The 15,501-nt window shown below is 31.0% G+C and carries 14 protein-coding genes; 10 read left to right on the forward strand and 4 right to left on the reverse strand.

Annotated elements, in window-relative coordinates; all coding sequences use genetic code 11:
* Positions 1-19 precede the first annotated feature (19 nt).
* The 4 genes from AWE51_RS12370 to AWE51_RS12385 all read left to right on the forward strand — a co-directional run bounded on the left by AWE51_RS12370 (position 20) and on the right by AWE51_RS12385 (position 4,117).
* Positions 20-793, forward strand: a complete 774-nt coding sequence (locus tag AWE51_RS12370; RefSeq protein WP_066313918.1) for a hypothetical protein — start codon at positions 20-22, stop codon at positions 791-793.
* Positions 794-2,686 carry a sensor histidine kinase gene (locus AWE51_RS12375; RefSeq protein WP_066313919.1) on the forward strand — a complete coding sequence of 631 codons (1,893 nt, stop codon included), beginning with the start codon at positions 794-796 and terminating at the stop codon, positions 2,684-2,686.
* Entirely contained in the window at positions 2,683-3,309 is a 627-nt protein-coding gene (locus AWE51_RS12380; RefSeq protein ID WP_066313920.1) for a response regulator, read from the forward strand. The genes AWE51_RS12375 and AWE51_RS12380 overlap by 4 nt, the downstream gene beginning before the upstream one ends.
* A 103-nt stretch (positions 3,310-3,412) precedes the next feature.
* Positions 3,413-4,117: a gasdermin gene (locus AWE51_RS12385; protein ID WP_066313922.1), complete on the forward strand. Its 705-nt coding sequence runs from the start codon at positions 3,413-3,415 to the stop codon at positions 4,115-4,117.
* Positions 4,118-4,190: 73 nt separating this feature from the next.
* On the opposite strand, the gene AWE51_RS12390 is transcribed toward AWE51_RS12385, so the two are convergent.
* Positions 4,191-6,236 (reverse strand): dipeptidyl-peptidase 3 family protein, encoded by a 2,046-nt coding sequence (locus AWE51_RS12390; RefSeq protein ID WP_066313923.1) that lies wholly within the window; start codon positions 6,234-6,236, stop codon positions 4,191-4,193.
* Positions 6,237-6,419: 183 nt separating this feature from the next.
* Here AWE51_RS12390 and AWE51_RS12395 point away from each other — a divergent pair, with 183 nt between their 5' ends.
* The 4 genes from AWE51_RS12395 to AWE51_RS12410 all read left to right on the forward strand — a co-directional run bounded on the left by AWE51_RS12395 (position 6,420) and on the right by AWE51_RS12410 (position 9,726).
* Entirely contained in the window at positions 6,420-7,454 is a 1,035-nt protein-coding gene (locus AWE51_RS12395) for an SRPBCC family protein (protein ID WP_066313924.1), read from the forward strand.
* 66 nt (positions 7,455-7,520) lie between these two features.
* Entirely contained in the window at positions 7,521-7,886 is a 366-nt protein-coding gene (gene crcB, locus AWE51_RS12400) for a fluoride efflux transporter CrcB (protein WP_066313926.1), read from the forward strand.
* A gap of 15 nt (positions 7,887-7,901) precedes the next feature.
* Positions 7,902-8,240 (forward strand): P-II family nitrogen regulator, encoded by a 339-nt coding sequence (locus tag AWE51_RS12405; RefSeq protein WP_066313927.1) that lies wholly within the window; start codon positions 7,902-7,904, stop codon positions 8,238-8,240.
* A 340-nt stretch (positions 8,241-8,580) separates the two neighbouring features.
* Complete coding sequence (locus AWE51_RS12410; protein WP_066314637.1) at positions 8,581-9,726, forward strand: porin; 1,146 nt, start codon at positions 8,581-8,583, stop codon at positions 9,724-9,726.
* A gap of 68 nt (positions 9,727-9,794) precedes the next feature.
* On the opposite strand, the gene AWE51_RS12415 is transcribed toward AWE51_RS12410, so the two are convergent.
* Positions 9,795-10,409, reverse strand: coding sequence for a DUF1684 domain-containing protein (locus AWE51_RS12415; protein WP_232517381.1), 615 nt, complete (start codon positions 10,407-10,409; stop codon positions 9,795-9,797).
* A 175-nt stretch (positions 10,410-10,584) separates the two neighbouring features.
* On the opposite strand from AWE51_RS12415, the gene AWE51_RS12420 reads away from it, so the two are divergent.
* Together AWE51_RS12420 and AWE51_RS12425 are read left to right on the forward strand one after the other, a co-directional pair.
* On the forward strand, positions 10,585-11,802 hold the full coding sequence (locus AWE51_RS12420; protein WP_198403827.1) for an MFS transporter: 1,218 nt from the start codon (positions 10,585-10,587) through the stop codon (positions 11,800-11,802).
* Between the two features lie 5 nt (positions 11,803-11,807).
* Entirely contained in the window at positions 11,808-12,563 is a 756-nt protein-coding gene (locus AWE51_RS12425; protein WP_066313931.1) for a DJ-1/PfpI family protein, read from the forward strand.
* Between the two features lie 776 nt (positions 12,564-13,339).
* Here AWE51_RS12425 and AWE51_RS12430 read toward each other — a convergent pair.
* Together AWE51_RS12430 and AWE51_RS12435 are read right to left on the reverse strand one after the other, a co-directional pair.
* Positions 13,340-14,758, reverse strand: coding sequence for a hypothetical protein (locus tag AWE51_RS12430; RefSeq protein WP_157766089.1), 1,419 nt, complete (start codon positions 14,756-14,758; stop codon positions 13,340-13,342).
* A 237-nt stretch (positions 14,759-14,995) separates the two neighbouring features.
* Positions 14,996-15,439, reverse strand: coding sequence for an Lrp/AsnC family transcriptional regulator (locus tag AWE51_RS12435; RefSeq protein ID WP_066313933.1), 444 nt, complete (start codon positions 15,437-15,439; stop codon positions 14,996-14,998).
* Positions 15,440-15,501: the final 62 nt, after the last annotated feature.

The following is a 15,501-nucleotide window of genomic DNA, read 5'->3' on the forward strand; positions in this document are numbered from 1 at the left end:
ACCAAACAACTATAGTACAATGCATGAAAATTTAAAATACACATTAAGATTAGACGAGAGCATCAAAGAATTTAGATCTTTTAATGCTATGAACAGAAACACGATTCAATCCAGAGCAGAAATCGGAGATTGGCAACCAATTTATTCGGATATAAAATATGGTACCCACTATTTTTTATATGGAAAATTTTTAGGTGAAAAAGACGGGGACGATTTCATTATCAATAAAATACAACTATACCTACAAAACTATACAGGATCAGTTTCTATAGGATTTAATGGCTACGTAGCTATGGATATTGTAGACCAAATGGATGAAAATGATCCTGATAACGATCCTAGATATACTTATCGAAAAAAATATTATCTTCATATTGGTTTAGAAGGCTTTAAAATGGAAAGCAAAACTCAAAATTATCCTGAAGATCATACTACCCCATTAAACATAAGATTAAAACAGGGAGATATTTTAATCACTAATCCGTTTTTCACTCCTGCAATACCCGATATTTCCTTGATTTATGATAATAAAAATAGAAACGAATCAAATTTTGTAGACGATTTATTTATGGAACGAATGGGTGAAGATGTTTTTATAACTCCCGAAGGAGAAGAAGCCTTGATTAATTTACACCTATTAGATCTGATCTCAGAAGAATCATTACTAACAGCAGGTATAGATGATAAAAAAGAACCAACAAAAACAAAATTACTAAAAGCCAAAGCGTATAGAGAAGCTAGAGGAATAACATTTGCCTGTAGGCCCGAAAACGCTTTTTTCCAAATAAACTAAATGAATAAGACACTATATGTTATTTTCTTTTTCTTGGGCCTTGGCTATCTCTCGGCCCAAGAACATTTTAAAGTGATTGATAACCTGCGAAAATATGATCTAGAGAAAGAATTTAATCACGAAAACACGTATGACCCCTTTACTACTCGAATGATTCTATGGCAAGTAAATTTCCTTAAAGAATTTGATATTTATCAAGATAAGTTTTCTTCGATAACACAGGAAAATGCACTTAATACAGAAAATATTCTTGGTAGGTTTTTATATTATATCAATTTAGGAGATTATCTTTTTTATAAATATAGCAGCAAAAATATCCAAGCGAGAAATGCTTATCTCGAAGCATTAAAAATTGCTGAAATGAATAACAGGCCTCAATTAATTTGTGAAGTACTTAAACGACTACTTAAAATAAATAGATTTGATTACCTGATCGATAACACCTCTTCTAAGTTGTATATGGATCTATATAAAACAAATACTTATGATCCTATTGAGGTAGCCTACTATACTTATTACAAGCTTATTTTATCTTTTCAATATTTCAAAAAGGAGCAGTGGGATCAGACGCTGGAAGATCAACTCATCAATTTTACTGAAAATAGTAACCATTACTTTCTTAATGGTATGATATTTCAATTACTATCCAGTTACTATAATTTTTTAAAGGAGAACACAAAAGCTGTTGATTTTGAAAAAAAAGCGATAGCGAATTTTAAAAAAATTCCCTACAATTATAAATCTACACATTTAAAAACCTCGTACATAGCATTAGCACGATATTACATTTCGCTAAAACAAATGGAAAATGCACATGCTATTTTACCAAAAATAAATAGCAAAGCATATAATAAATTAGAAGATGATCACAAAAAATATATATTCTTTTATAACTCAATAATCGACTCTACACATAAAAATTACAAATCTGCTTTCAAAAACTTAATAGAATACACTTCCAGAACAGAGCAATTCCTATTATCAAGTAATAAAAATGCTTATGACGAACTAGAAACTAAGTACCGAACAACAGAAAAAGAAAAGAAAATCGTACAACTACTTAATACCAACTTAAAATCAGAAGCGCATAGAATTCGCAATAGAAATCTCCTAATTGGATCAATTTCTCTCTTAGCAATGGCTATTCTAATTTCTTTTCTAGTATATAAAAACGTTAGACGCAAACAACGTATTGCCGAACAAGAACGTGAAATTGAATTTCAAAAAACAGAAAAATTACTTAAAGACCAAGAATTAACAGCTATTGATGCTATGATTGCTGGTCAAGAAAAAGAACGTCAACGAATGGCGAATGATCTGCATGATAATCTAGGAAGTACCTTAGCCACTGTAAAATTACATTTCAATCATTTAAAAAATAACAGAGAAAATTCTAAAATTAAAAACAAAGAAGAATTATTTATTAAAACAAATGATCTATTAGATGAGGCTTATCAAAAAGTACGAACTATAGCACACGAAAAAAATAGTGGTGTAATGGCTAATCAAGGGCTTTTACCTGCAATAAAAAAACTAGCTAAAAATGCCTCAAATAGTAATGAAATAACTATAGAAGTTCAAGATTATGGATTAGAAGAACGATTAGACAACACTCTTGAAATTTCAATTTTCAGAATGATTCAAGAATTGGTAGCCAATACAATTAAGCACTCAAAAGCTTCAGAAGTAAACATATCGTTAACCAATCATGATTCACTATTAAACATTATTATTGAAGATAACGGAATAGGTTTTGATGCCAAAATATTACCTCAAAAAGACGGAATGGGTTTAGCCACTATCGAAAAACGTGTTGAACATCTTGAAGGAACTTTTGAGATAGATTCTACTATTAATAAAGGAACGAACATTATTATAAATATACCAATATGATAACAGTAGCTATTGCAGAAGACCACCAGTCTTTAATTGATGGTATCGAACTTCTTCTTAAATACGAAGAGGAAATAAGCATCGTAGGGATGGCTAATGATGGAGAAGAACTAATCAATATTGTTAGAAGAAAACAACCTAAGGTAGTACTAATGGATATTCGTATGCCAAAAATTGATGGTATCGCAGCAACTCATATTATAAAAAAAGAATTTCCTTATACAAAAATAATAGCATTTTCTATGTTTGATCAAGAAGACGCTGTAAAACAAATGATTGAAGCCGGAGCATCTGGATATCTCCTCAAAAATTCGCCCTTAGAAGAAGTATTAACCGCTATAAAGCAAATATCAAAAGGAGCAACCTATTTTGATGCCGCTCTTGACCCTTCACTTTTTTCGAAAGATGCCAAGCAAGAAATCAAAAAACAAATCTTATCAAAAAGTGAACGGGAAATTTTAAAACTTATCGGACAAGGGAAAACATCATCAGAAATTGCAACAATTCGTTTTAACTCTGTTTCGACAGTAGAAACACATCGAAAAAACATCATCCGAAAACTTGGACTGCATGGCAAGGGAGAATTATTGCGATATGCCATTGAGAAAAAGTATGATTTTTAAGTACATTTATTCTCAATAAACACTAAATATACCCTGTTATGGGTATTTTTTTATGCTTGATTGTGAGGTAGTTTTGAGTAAAATCTATAAAAAACACTAAACAATGAATTTTAAAAAAGAATTACGAAAAACATATGGATATGACCTTATTGATAGCCCTATAAGAAATCATAAACCACTACAATTATGGCTAAAAAAACCTTCTAATCCAGTTGAATTATATTATGAAAACATTTTACATGCATTAATATCGGATCAGAAGATTAGTATTATTGAAGATAATGCCTTTGCTGTAGATCATACTAAAAAATTAGAATACAAATTTAATCTCGGGATCACTGTTCTTGATGAGCTTCTTACTTCTTTAGGGTTAGGTAATTTAGGATTAAACACTAAATTTAATAAAGGAAAAAAAGTCAGTCTGAGTTATGACAGAAGTAAAACCTTAACCGTTGTGCAAGGTGAATTGGCAAATTTTTTGAGCAATGCTGATTTTATACACCCAAATAGAGAATTATTAAGGAATGCCAATCGAAACAACATAATTGTTATAACTGGTGTAATTATGGCAAAAAACATCAAAGCTATTATTGAAACTAATACCGACCTGAATATAGATTTAGACATTGAATTAAATAATATTGCAGAAGGAAAAGTTACATTTTCTAGGGTATCTGAAAGTAAAATTGAAATGATTTCAGAAGGAAATTCCTCATTTCCTATTGCTGTTAAGGCTAGTAAAATAGATTGGGATGATGGGGAATATGATCAAATGAGGCTTATCACAGATCATAGAAATCTATTCTAACAATTTATAAGCAATAAAAAACCTCTTTGATAATTTTTCAAAGAGGTTTTTTATTATTAGTTACAGAATTATTTTAATTCACTTCTGGTAAGAAATTATAATTCTTACTATACCATAACATTTGTTCTTCAAAAGTTTTAGGTTGGAATATTTCAAAACCAGTGATTTCATCAGTATCATCTTTTTGTGGCAGTAAAACTGGGTTTACAAAACCACTATAAGGTGCAGATGTAAATTGTTCATTACGCTTTAATATTTCTGCGTGTATATCTTGATCAACTTTTACTCCGTATCCTTCTACTAACGCTTCTGCAGCTTTATAATCACCTTCAGATTTTATACGTTGCGTCTCACGTAATAAACGTCCAAAAATCTCACGTAATTTTTGATAATCTTTAATATCATAGTAGGTTTTACCATCTCTGGTAACTTTCTCTATAACATTATCTTTTGCGCCTTGTTCAAAAGCCCAAGCACTAACCCACTGTCGGTTTCTCATATGGGCTTCTTCTACATCATCTCCAAGATTTAAACGTATTAATTGGGTTAGTAATCCATTTCGGATATACCCATCATAGGCAGCTTTACCTGTTTTTTCCCAATCTTCTACTAATCCAAGTTCCTGTAATTTTGGATCCATTAAATAGTATAAACCAACCAAATCTGCACGTCCTTCTTCCATTGTAGAAGCATAATTCTTTAAAGTTTCTTTTGTCTCTCCCACTCCTGGGTTTAATTGTCCAGATGCATGACCGACTACTTCATGTAAAGCTGTATGTAGTTTATCCCCTAATTGACCATATTTTTCTTCTAATTCAAATTCTTCATTATCATGTACAAATTCTTTCAATCGTCCAGATCCACCAGCGTTATTATAAGCTCCAATGATATTACCCAAAGAAACTGACTTTGATCCAACGGCTGCTCTAATCCAATTTGCATTTGGAAGATTTACTCCAATAGGTGTACTTGGTGATGCATCACCAGCTTCTCCTGCAACAGCAACAACTTTATACGAAACTCCAACTACATTTTTTTTCTTATGTTCATCCATCAAAGGTGATTCATCTTCAAACCATTGTGCATTTTCGGATAATACAGACATTTTCTTTGACATGTCAAAATCCTTGATTTGTACGATAGTTTCATAAGAACCTCTATACCCCAAAGGATCATTATATACTTCAATAAAACTATTGATATAATCAATATTTCCTTCGGTTGCAGCAGTCCAAGCCACATTATAATCATCCCACGTTTGCAAATCCCCTGTTTTGTAATATTCAATTAACAAACCAATAGCATCACCTTGAGCTTTATTTTCTGCTACTGTTTTAGCTTTTTCTAACCATTTAATAATCTCATCTATTGCAGTACCATATAATCCTCCCGATTTATATACTCTTTCTTTTAGTTTTCCTTCTTCTTTAACCAATTGAGAATTTAAACCGAAAGACAATGGTTTCTCAGGATTTGGGGATTTCATTTTTCCATAAAAAGACTCCACATCATCATTTGTTACTCCTGGGCCATAAAAGTTAACAGCAGACAATGCTACATTATCAACTCCTTTTGCTTGATTCACCTTTTTAGCATCTGCTTCGTTAAAGATTACTTCATAAACTTCTTTTGAAACTTCTGTTCCTGTCGCTGCCAACAAAGAACTAAAATAATCCTGATCAAATTCTGGTTTAATTTTATCATTACTATAGTGGTGATGAATACCATTTGAAAACCAAACTCGTTTCAGGTAAATTTCAAATGCTTTCCAATCCTTAGACGTTTTATTACCATCATATGTTGTATAGATTTTTTCAAGAGCCTTTCTTAAAGTAAGATTATGTCGGTAATTTTGATCCCACATTATATCTCTTCCGCTTAAACCTGCTTGTGTTAAATAGTATACTAATTTCTGTTCTTTTAAGGTAAGATTATCCCATCCAGGGATTTGATACCTCAAAATCTTTAAGTCTGCAAATTGCTCTACTACATATTCAAATTTCTCTTCAGTAATCTCTGCTTCTTTTTGATCTATTTGATCCTGAACTTTTGGTTCATTTTTACAACCTACTGTAAACGCTATAAAAGCTGTAAAAACAAGTATTTTGTTAAGTTTCATGTGTTATAGTTTATGTTTTTTAATTTGTGTACTACATACGTTATTACTTTAATTTTAATGTAATATCAAAATTAGTAATAGCGCATTTTATATTGAGCATTTCATTATTCAGACAAATGTAATAAAATAATAGGAGGCAAAATTTAGTTATATTAGCTGATCAAATAATCAAAACTAACTAACATGAAAATAATCAAGTATTTATTCTTTCTATTACTACTGGTTGTTATTGGAGGTGCTGTATATGTAGCAACTATTAATGGCGAATATCAGATAGAACAAAGTAGAACAATAGACGCTCCTGATGAATTACTGTTTAATAGCATTAATGAATATAAAACTTGGGAAAAATGGAACCCGTGGATAGATGGATCTGATGATATGATTCTTGAATATGCTACTACTACAAGTGGTAAAGGAGCTTCGTATAGTTGGAAAAGCGAGACGCAAGGTGATGGTACCATGAAAACCGTAAAAACTATACCTTTTGCTAGTTTAGATCAAAAGCTAACCTTTATAAGTCCTATGGGTGAAAGTACAAGTGACGTATATTGGAAACTTGAAAAAATCGATGAAAGAAAGACAAAGGTGACTTGGGGTATGAAAGGTGAACAATCTTTTATGGAGAAAGCATTTTGGGCAACACAAGATAGTACCTTATCACAGACAATACGTCCTATGTACAAAAAAGGACTGGAAAACCTAGATAACCTAACCAAAGAGGTTATGAAACAATACCACATACATGTTGATGGTGAAACAGAACATGGTGGTGGCTTTTATATGTATAGTGCAACTGCTTCAACTATTGCAAATACCTCCGAAAAAATTGCTCAAATGCTACCTAATGTTAATGCATATATGATGCAAAATAATTTACCTCGCACTGGGACGCCATTCACAATATATAATGATTTTAATGAAGAGCAAGGAACAGCTATTTTTTCTGCAGCAATCCCTACCAGAGATAAAGTAGTTACTCCTAAAGACAGTGATATTCTTTCTGGTTTTCTACCTAAACAAAAAGCGGTTAAAACAACATTAAAAGGAGACTATATAAATTTAAAAGAAGCTTGGAAAGCTGGATATAAATATATTGCTGATAATGGCTTAGAGCTGGACACTGCTTCACCAGCATTTGAGGTATATCGAGTAGAACCAGAATTACAACCTAACCCGGCAGAATGGGTTACAGAAATTTATATTCCAATAAAATAATATTAGATACTACACAAACTGCATTTTACTATAATCATTAAAATGCAGTTTCTAAATGATTCACTAATGAAACAAATACTATTGGTATTTTTAGGAGGTGGCACAGGAAGTATAGCTCGATACCTTATTAGTAAATACCTAAATAGTACTGCTTCTAATATTCCTTATGGCACTTTTACCGCGAATGTTTTAGGCAGTCTGATTATTGGTATTATTCTTGGACTTGCTGTCAAGAACAATTCGGTGTCTCAAAATACGGTAGCCTTCCTCGCTACTGGATTTTGTGGAGGGTTTACTACTTTTTCGACCTTTGCTCATGAAAATCATTTGTTTTTAAAATCTGGAGATTTTGTAAATTTCATAATCTATGCCATTGGATCATTTGCAATTGGATTGCTTTTTGTATTTTTAGGAATGTTTATTACCAAATAAACCCTTTATATATTTATGAAAAAAATTGAAGCTATTATACGTAAATCGCAATTTAAAGCCGTAAAAGATGCCTTACATGAAATTGAGGTAAACTTTTTTACATATTGGGATGTTACTGGTGTTGGTAATGAAAAAAAAGGACACGTTTACAGAGGAATCACTTATAGTACTACCGATATACAACGCAGATACTTGTCTGTAGTTGTTTCTGACCAATTCGAACAAAAAACAATACAAGCCATAATTGAAGCAGCAAAAACTGGAGAAGTTGGTGATGGAAAGATTTTTGTTTCAGATATTCAAAATACCTACAGAATTAGAACTGGCGAGAAAGGAAACCAAGCACTAAATTAAGCTATCTTCTTATAGGGTTTCTAAACAAATAAATAATTCTTTTATTTTTTACTTAAGGATAGGGATATATATTGTCAAATTTTAACAAATTGAACACTTAAATGTTTAACAATATGAAATATCCTCTTAAAAATTTTTGAAAAAAACTTCAAAAACTTCAAAAAACGACTTTCAAATTCTCAAAATTTATCCAAAATAAAGTTAAACCCTAATTTTTTTAGGGTATAAAATTAAGAATACATAAAAATACCACACATATCCCCTTTTTATATTGGGGTAAAACTCTTTTAACATAATTTTACGGTTCCGATTAAAACAATTACAATAATTAATGTTTATTATGAAAACAAAAACCGTAACAAATTTTTTAAAAAAAGTATGTCTTGTTGCACTAGCCTTAGCAAGCTTCACCACAGTAGCACAAGAAGAATCAGAAGAAAAAAGTTGGATCGAAAATTTTTCTGTTAGTGGATCAGTAGATGGTTATTATCGTTACAACATTGGAGCTCCTAATAGAATAGGTGATTTTGATGGTGATCCAACAACTGACCCTTCATATATTGCTCCTGGAACTTCTTTTGTTAATCAATCAGGGTTCGCATTAGGTATGGCTAATGTAATTTTAGGATATGAAGGCGATAAAGTTGGATTCGTAGCTGATCTTGTATTTGGTCAAAGAGGAGAAGATGCCGTTTTCAATTCTGATGGTTCTGCTCAAATTGTAAATCAATTATATGCATACTGGAATGTTTCAGAATCTGTAAAACTAACAGTTGGTAACTTTAACACTTACCTTGGTTATGAAGTGATTTCCCCAACAGGAAACTTTAATTATTCTACATCATATATGTTTTCTTACGGACCTTTTTCTCATACAGGTTTAAAAGCAGATTTTACACTTAATGATAACTGGTCAGCTATGTTAGCAATTATGAATCCAACAGATTTTACAGAAAGTAATCCTTTTGATACTTATATTATAGGTGCACAGCTTGGATATTCTGCAGATAATGGCAGTGCTTACTTAAACTTTAGATATGGTAATGAAGGATTTCCTGGTTTGGTAGGACCTACATTTCAAGCTGACTTAACAACAGGATGGGACGTAGCTGAAGAATTTTATTTAGGTATAAATGCGACATACCTTTCGACAGATCCACAAGCAGATGGTGATGCTGGAGGTTTTTATGGGGTAGCTTTATACCCTCAATACAAAACTTCTGAAAAATTCACTATTGGAATAAGAGGAGAATATTTTGCATTATACAATGATGGTTTATTAGGATTAGGAGCTGTTGGAGTTGATACGGAAGGTGATGGAAGCGTTGTTGCTGCAACCTTAACAGGTAGTTATGATATAGGTAGTTTAACACTAAAACCAGAATTAAGATTAGATTCTACATCTGAGGATACTTTTCTAGATAATGATTTAGAAGCTACAAAAAGTCTATCGTCTTTTGTTTTAGGCGCTATATATAAATTTTAATATAGTTTAAATTAACTATGTTTTGTTTGTTTAAAGTTAAAAAGTCCGCTAATAAGCGGGCTTTTTATTTAGTTGTTATCAGGATATTTTCTATATTTTTTGACACCTACCGGCACTACAATGTCAAGATGATTTTCTGAAGGAGGAATTGGACATGAATAACGCTCATTATAAGCACAATATGGATTGTAGGCCGTATTAAAATCTATTAAAATTGTATTACCTTCTGGGGTTTTAAGATCAATAAAACGTCCTCCATCATAACTTTCTTCTCCGTTTGTTAAATCTGTAAAAGGAAGAAACAAATAATCTTCATATTCTGGTTTTGCCTTCAGCGCTTGATTCTGATATATATTTAGAGCAAATTCTTTTTCTTGAATATTAAAATGTACTTCTCCGTATTTTACATATACAGGTTCTCTTCCTGTAGTTGTTTTCATAATAAAAGGAGTTTCATGTGGAGTTCTCACAAAATTAGCAAGAACACAAAAAGTAGTATCAATATCAAAAAACGCTAAGGTTTTGAAATGCGTTAAATCCTTTGGGCTTAGTGGTGATTTATCTTCTGAAGCAAATTCTTCATTCAATTTTTCTTGGAACTGTAATATACGTCTTATACTAGAAGAATCTTGTGCAAAAGCATTCCCTACTACAAAAAATAATATTATAAATAATTTATTCACCTTCCCTTGTGTTTTTGCAAAAGTACAATTTATACTCATTCAATCTATAAATGTGCTTTATAATTTAATTTAATACAAACAATTAGTAACTACTAAATTTCATCTAAATTGTATCTCTATCATAGATAAAAAACTACTTTTACAGATTATTAAAGTAAGCGCAAATCCTAAATTCATTATTACTATGTTACGCCATTACATAAATTCTTTTTCGGGACTCTCCAAAGAGGTATGGTGGCTTGCCCTTATTACATTAATCAATCGAGCTGGAGCAATGGTAATACCATTTCTTTCCTTGTACTTAACTGACAATTTAAATTTCTCTTTAGAACAAGTTGGGTGGATAATGACCAGTTTTGGGTTAGGTTCTTTTTTTGGAGCATGGCTTGGAGGTAAATTAAGTGACAAAATTGGATACTACAAAGTAATCTTAGGTTCTTTATTTCTAACAGGTGCATCGTTTTTGATTGTTCAATATTTTACTAGTTTCTGGAGTATTTGTATCAGTTTTTTTGTTCTCATAGCTATTGCAGATGCTGCAAGACCAGCTTTTTTTGTTGCTTTAAGTGCTTATAGCAAACCTGAAAACAAGACTAGGTCTCTTACTTTTATACGACTAGCTATTAATTTAGGGTTTTCTGCAGGCCCTGCTATAGGAGGATTAATTATCGCCTCGATAGGTTATTATGGACTATTTTGGGTTGATGGTATTACTTGTATTATCGCCGGGTTAGTTATGATACAAACCTTACATCCCAAAAAAGCAAAAGAACTAGATAAAGAAATTGTTATAGAAAACCCTACTCCAGCATATAGAGATACCACATACATTATCTTTTTAATTTCATTAGCATTATTTGGCTTTATATTCGTTCAATATTTTTCTACGATTCCTTTGTATTATAAAGAAATCCATCAATTATCAGAAGAAAAAATTGGTTTATTACTAGCTTTAAACGGAGCATTAATTTTTTTCTTTGAAATGCCCTTAATAGCCTATCTTGAAAAAACTAAAATTTCTAAGACGGGACATGTTATAAGTGGTTTTATATTAACAGGGATAAGCTTTATTCTTTTGCTTGTAACGCCTTGGGCCGGAATATTAATCATTGGGATGATTATTGCTACTCTTGGTGAAATGGTGGCTTTTCCATTTGGAAATGCATTTGCATTGGATAGAGCAAAAAAAGGAAGACAAGGAGCATACATGGGGTTATACAGTATGTCTTTTTCTTTAGCTCATATTTTTGGGCATAACTCAGGAATGCAATTTATTGATAATTTTGGCTATAATAACACCTGGATCTTTATGACATCAATAATGGTTTTAGGAACTTTTCTATTAGTATTAGTAAAATTAAGGGTTCGTAAAGAATCAATAACAAATATATAACGACAATGCAAAAATCATTTTTAATCCTATTATCAATCCTAATACTTGGGTGTAGTGAGATCAAAAAACCTGATCCTTTGGTAGCTACTGAAACAGAAAGCACCTCTAATATAAAAACATTTCCAAAATTAGTCCCAAATCGTTATAATGTTGCATTTTTAGTTATGGACGGGACGTATAATACAGAATTTACTGCTCCTTACGATATTTTTCAACATACTCAATATCGAAAAAGCATTAAACAAATGAATGTTTTTACTGTGGCAAATACAGATCAACCAATAACTACTTTTGAAGGTCTTAAAATTATTCCTGACTATAATTATACTAAAGACTCGATTCCTAAAATTGATATTCTAGTAGTACCAAGTGCCGAACATCATCTTGATACAGATCTTGAAGATGTCGATATGATTAATTTCATAAAAGAGGTTGATAAGAATGCTTTATATATGACCTCGCATTGTGATGGAGCTTTTGTGCTTGCTAAAGCTGGTCTGTTAGAAGATAAAGTATCAACTACTTTTCCTAGTGATATCGATAAAATGAAAACTATGTTTCCGGGCTTAGATATCAGAAAAGAAGTATTATTTGTTCATGATGGAAAATACATTACCTCTGCTGGTGGCGCTAAGAGTTTTGAAGCTGCATTATACTTATGTGAATATTTATATGGGAGCGAAATTGCTAGGTCCCTAGCTGGTGGATTGGTCATTGATTGGAAATTAGAAGACGTGCCACATTTAATAATTAAAAAATAAGAGGTAACTTTTTAACAAATAAAACTCTTTCTAATATAAAAAAGCACCTTATTCAGGTGCTTTTTTATTTCTTTTGGGGCAAATTATGTACTCTCTTCAGTTTCTAGATTTGGGGTCTTTAACCAATGTCCTCACACGTAATTTTTCCCGGATGATCAAAAAAAATACAGCTTATCTAATTATCGTCATAACCGTTTAAACCATAATTTTTAAGAACTCCTTTATTCATTAACTAACAATACTAATATAGTAATTTTTTAGGATAAAAAGCAAATAAAATCGACGAAATACACAAATTTTAACAAATTAGTTGTTTTAAGCACTAATAGAATAGAAATAAACATTACATTTTCTAATCATTGAGCGGTAACAAAATCTTATATATTCTCTGTACTTTATATATAATAGTTATCTAATTAAATGTTTTTAGTACACCTTCTTTTAATTTCATATCTAAATGATCTACTCCCCTTCTAATAGGAGCATAAAAAAAGCGTTTGCTTTTTCAGCAAACGCTTTTGTGTTTTAGGGCAAATCACATACTCTCTTTAGTTTCAAGATCTGGGGTCTTTTTACTAATGTCCTCACATCCAATTTGTCCCTTAATGTATTCCAAACTAAAATTTTAATTCCATATCGTCATATAGCTTAAAATGTTGGTTATGGATATTACATCGAATATTTCTTTTTGATGGTGTAAAGATAAACAGTTTTTTTAAACAAACGATAAAAAACAAATAAAATCGATGAAATACACAATTTTTTATGATTTCAATTTAATCTGAAAACAAATATCTTGATGACCCAAGGTATTTCTCTATTAAAATGTTGTAGGGTTTTGAGAGCCTTAGTCCTAATGTACCTTCTATGTTATATAGGTTTTTTTTATCCTTAAAACCATTTTTAAGTAATTTTTCTAAATAAAATAAGGCTGTTTCATAATCTTGGTCCTGCGCGCTTAAAGAAATAACAGTTCTGTAGGACTCATAATCTTTTTTATCTATTATCGTACTTAGTATATTAAGATACATTGTCTTCTCGAACTTATCTTCCTTAGAAAATTTAACTGCTTTATAGTTACGTACCTTCTCTTTAAGATATCCTTTAATTCTAAGTACCGTATTAGACGCATATTTTTCTTTAGATCGGGATAGCTCATCTAATTTAGACATCTCGTGTTGCCACCATCCCAAATTCTCGTATACCTCATTTCCAACATCTTCTGCCAAAGATAATTGATACGATTGTCTAAGCTCTGCTTCTTTTGTATCGTATTTTAAATATAGTTTCTTCTCTCTTTCATATCCCTTAAATTGTTTCAATTGCTTCTCTTTCTTTTTAAGATAGCTTGTGTCAAAAAACAACTTATACTTATCCTTTATTTTTTTTATTTCTTCATAAGCCAACAAAAAATTTCCTTGATTCTGGTTAATTTCTACTTGTTTTAGTTCGGTCTGAAATAAATTTTGAATCCAGATAGAATCTTTTGGTATTACACCCTTACTCATTGTTTGTAAGGTAAAATTTGATAATATTTTTTTAAACAAATTAGGGTTTGGGAAATCTTGTTTACCCTCATAATCTAATACATCTGCAAAAGCATTCTGCTTTTTAAGATACATTTTATTATATAAGAAGTTTTTATAATTATGACGACTAACATTTACGACTCCAAAGTAGGAAAAGTTTTTCCTTATTTTTACACTAGAATTATAGTAGTGTGTATCTCCAACAGCAATTGTTCCTGCCACATCGTTAATCAAAACAGAAACTAAACTTATTAAATTTGCATCTTCTCCTAATCCTGTAGTGTATACCCTTTTCTTTTGAATTGGAAAAATAGAGAAAATATGATCCATAAAAGAAGCAACATATTCTGCCTTTTCTTTTATTTCTACCTTTTCAGGAAAATCGCTAATTACTACCATATAACCTAGTTCTTCAGCTGCTTCTCTATACAGTCGTGTAATATTGCCTGCATTTCCATTAGAATCAAAACCAAAAACAACTGGCCATTTTTTATTAAGGTCAAAAGACTTAGGTAAGTATATACTAAATATTGTATTTGCTCCAGGAACAATCAAAGAATCAATAACTTTTCCTTTTTTTACAGTCAAACTATTTTGACTGTAAATAATTGAAGTAAAACAAAGAATTATAAAAAAACTAAACCCCTTTATGACTGATAACCGCATGACTGACTGTATTTAAATAATCGTGCAACAAAAAAGGTGCCACTATTAATGATATAAATGTAAGAAAAGCTTATGAAGAAAATCAAAAAACGCCTGAATCTCTTCAGGCGTTCTCGTATCTTTTACTTGTACTCTCTTTAGTTTCCCATACTAATGTCCTCACACAAGATAAAGATCGTTTCCCATACAAATATAATCAAATCTCATGCCAAAAAACTAGTCATTTTCGGTATTTAATCAAGCATCATTTGTAATTGGATTATTCTCGATTAAATTAGATAATATGATATGTGTTTTTACTTCACCATAAGTTATCAATCGATCAATAAATTCTTGTAAGTGTATCTGGTCTCTCAAGACTACTTCCATAATTATATTTTCATTACCTGTTATTCGGTAACAATTTGTTACTTCTTTAAACTCTGATACCTTAGTTAAAAATGGCTTTAAACGCCCCATAAAAGCTCTTAATGTAATAATAGCTTTTAGTTGATATCCCGCCTCGGTATAGGATACATTTGCTACATAACCTTTTAAAACACCATAATCTTCCATTTTTTTTATTCTTTCTGCTACCGCAGGAGAACTTAATCCAACCTTTCTACCTATTTCTGCATTAGATAACCTTGCATTTTCCTGTAGACATTGTAAAATTTCCCAATTTATAGTATCAATCTCCATAAATACAGCAGCTTATATTTTTAACTATTTGAAATCTTTAATCATAAAAAACGACTTAAAAT

Origin of the sequence: Aquimarina aggregata (genome assembly GCF_001632745.1) — a bacterium.
Classification (GTDB): Bacteria; Bacteroidota; Bacteroidia; order Flavobacteriales; family Flavobacteriaceae; genus Aquimarina; species Aquimarina aggregata.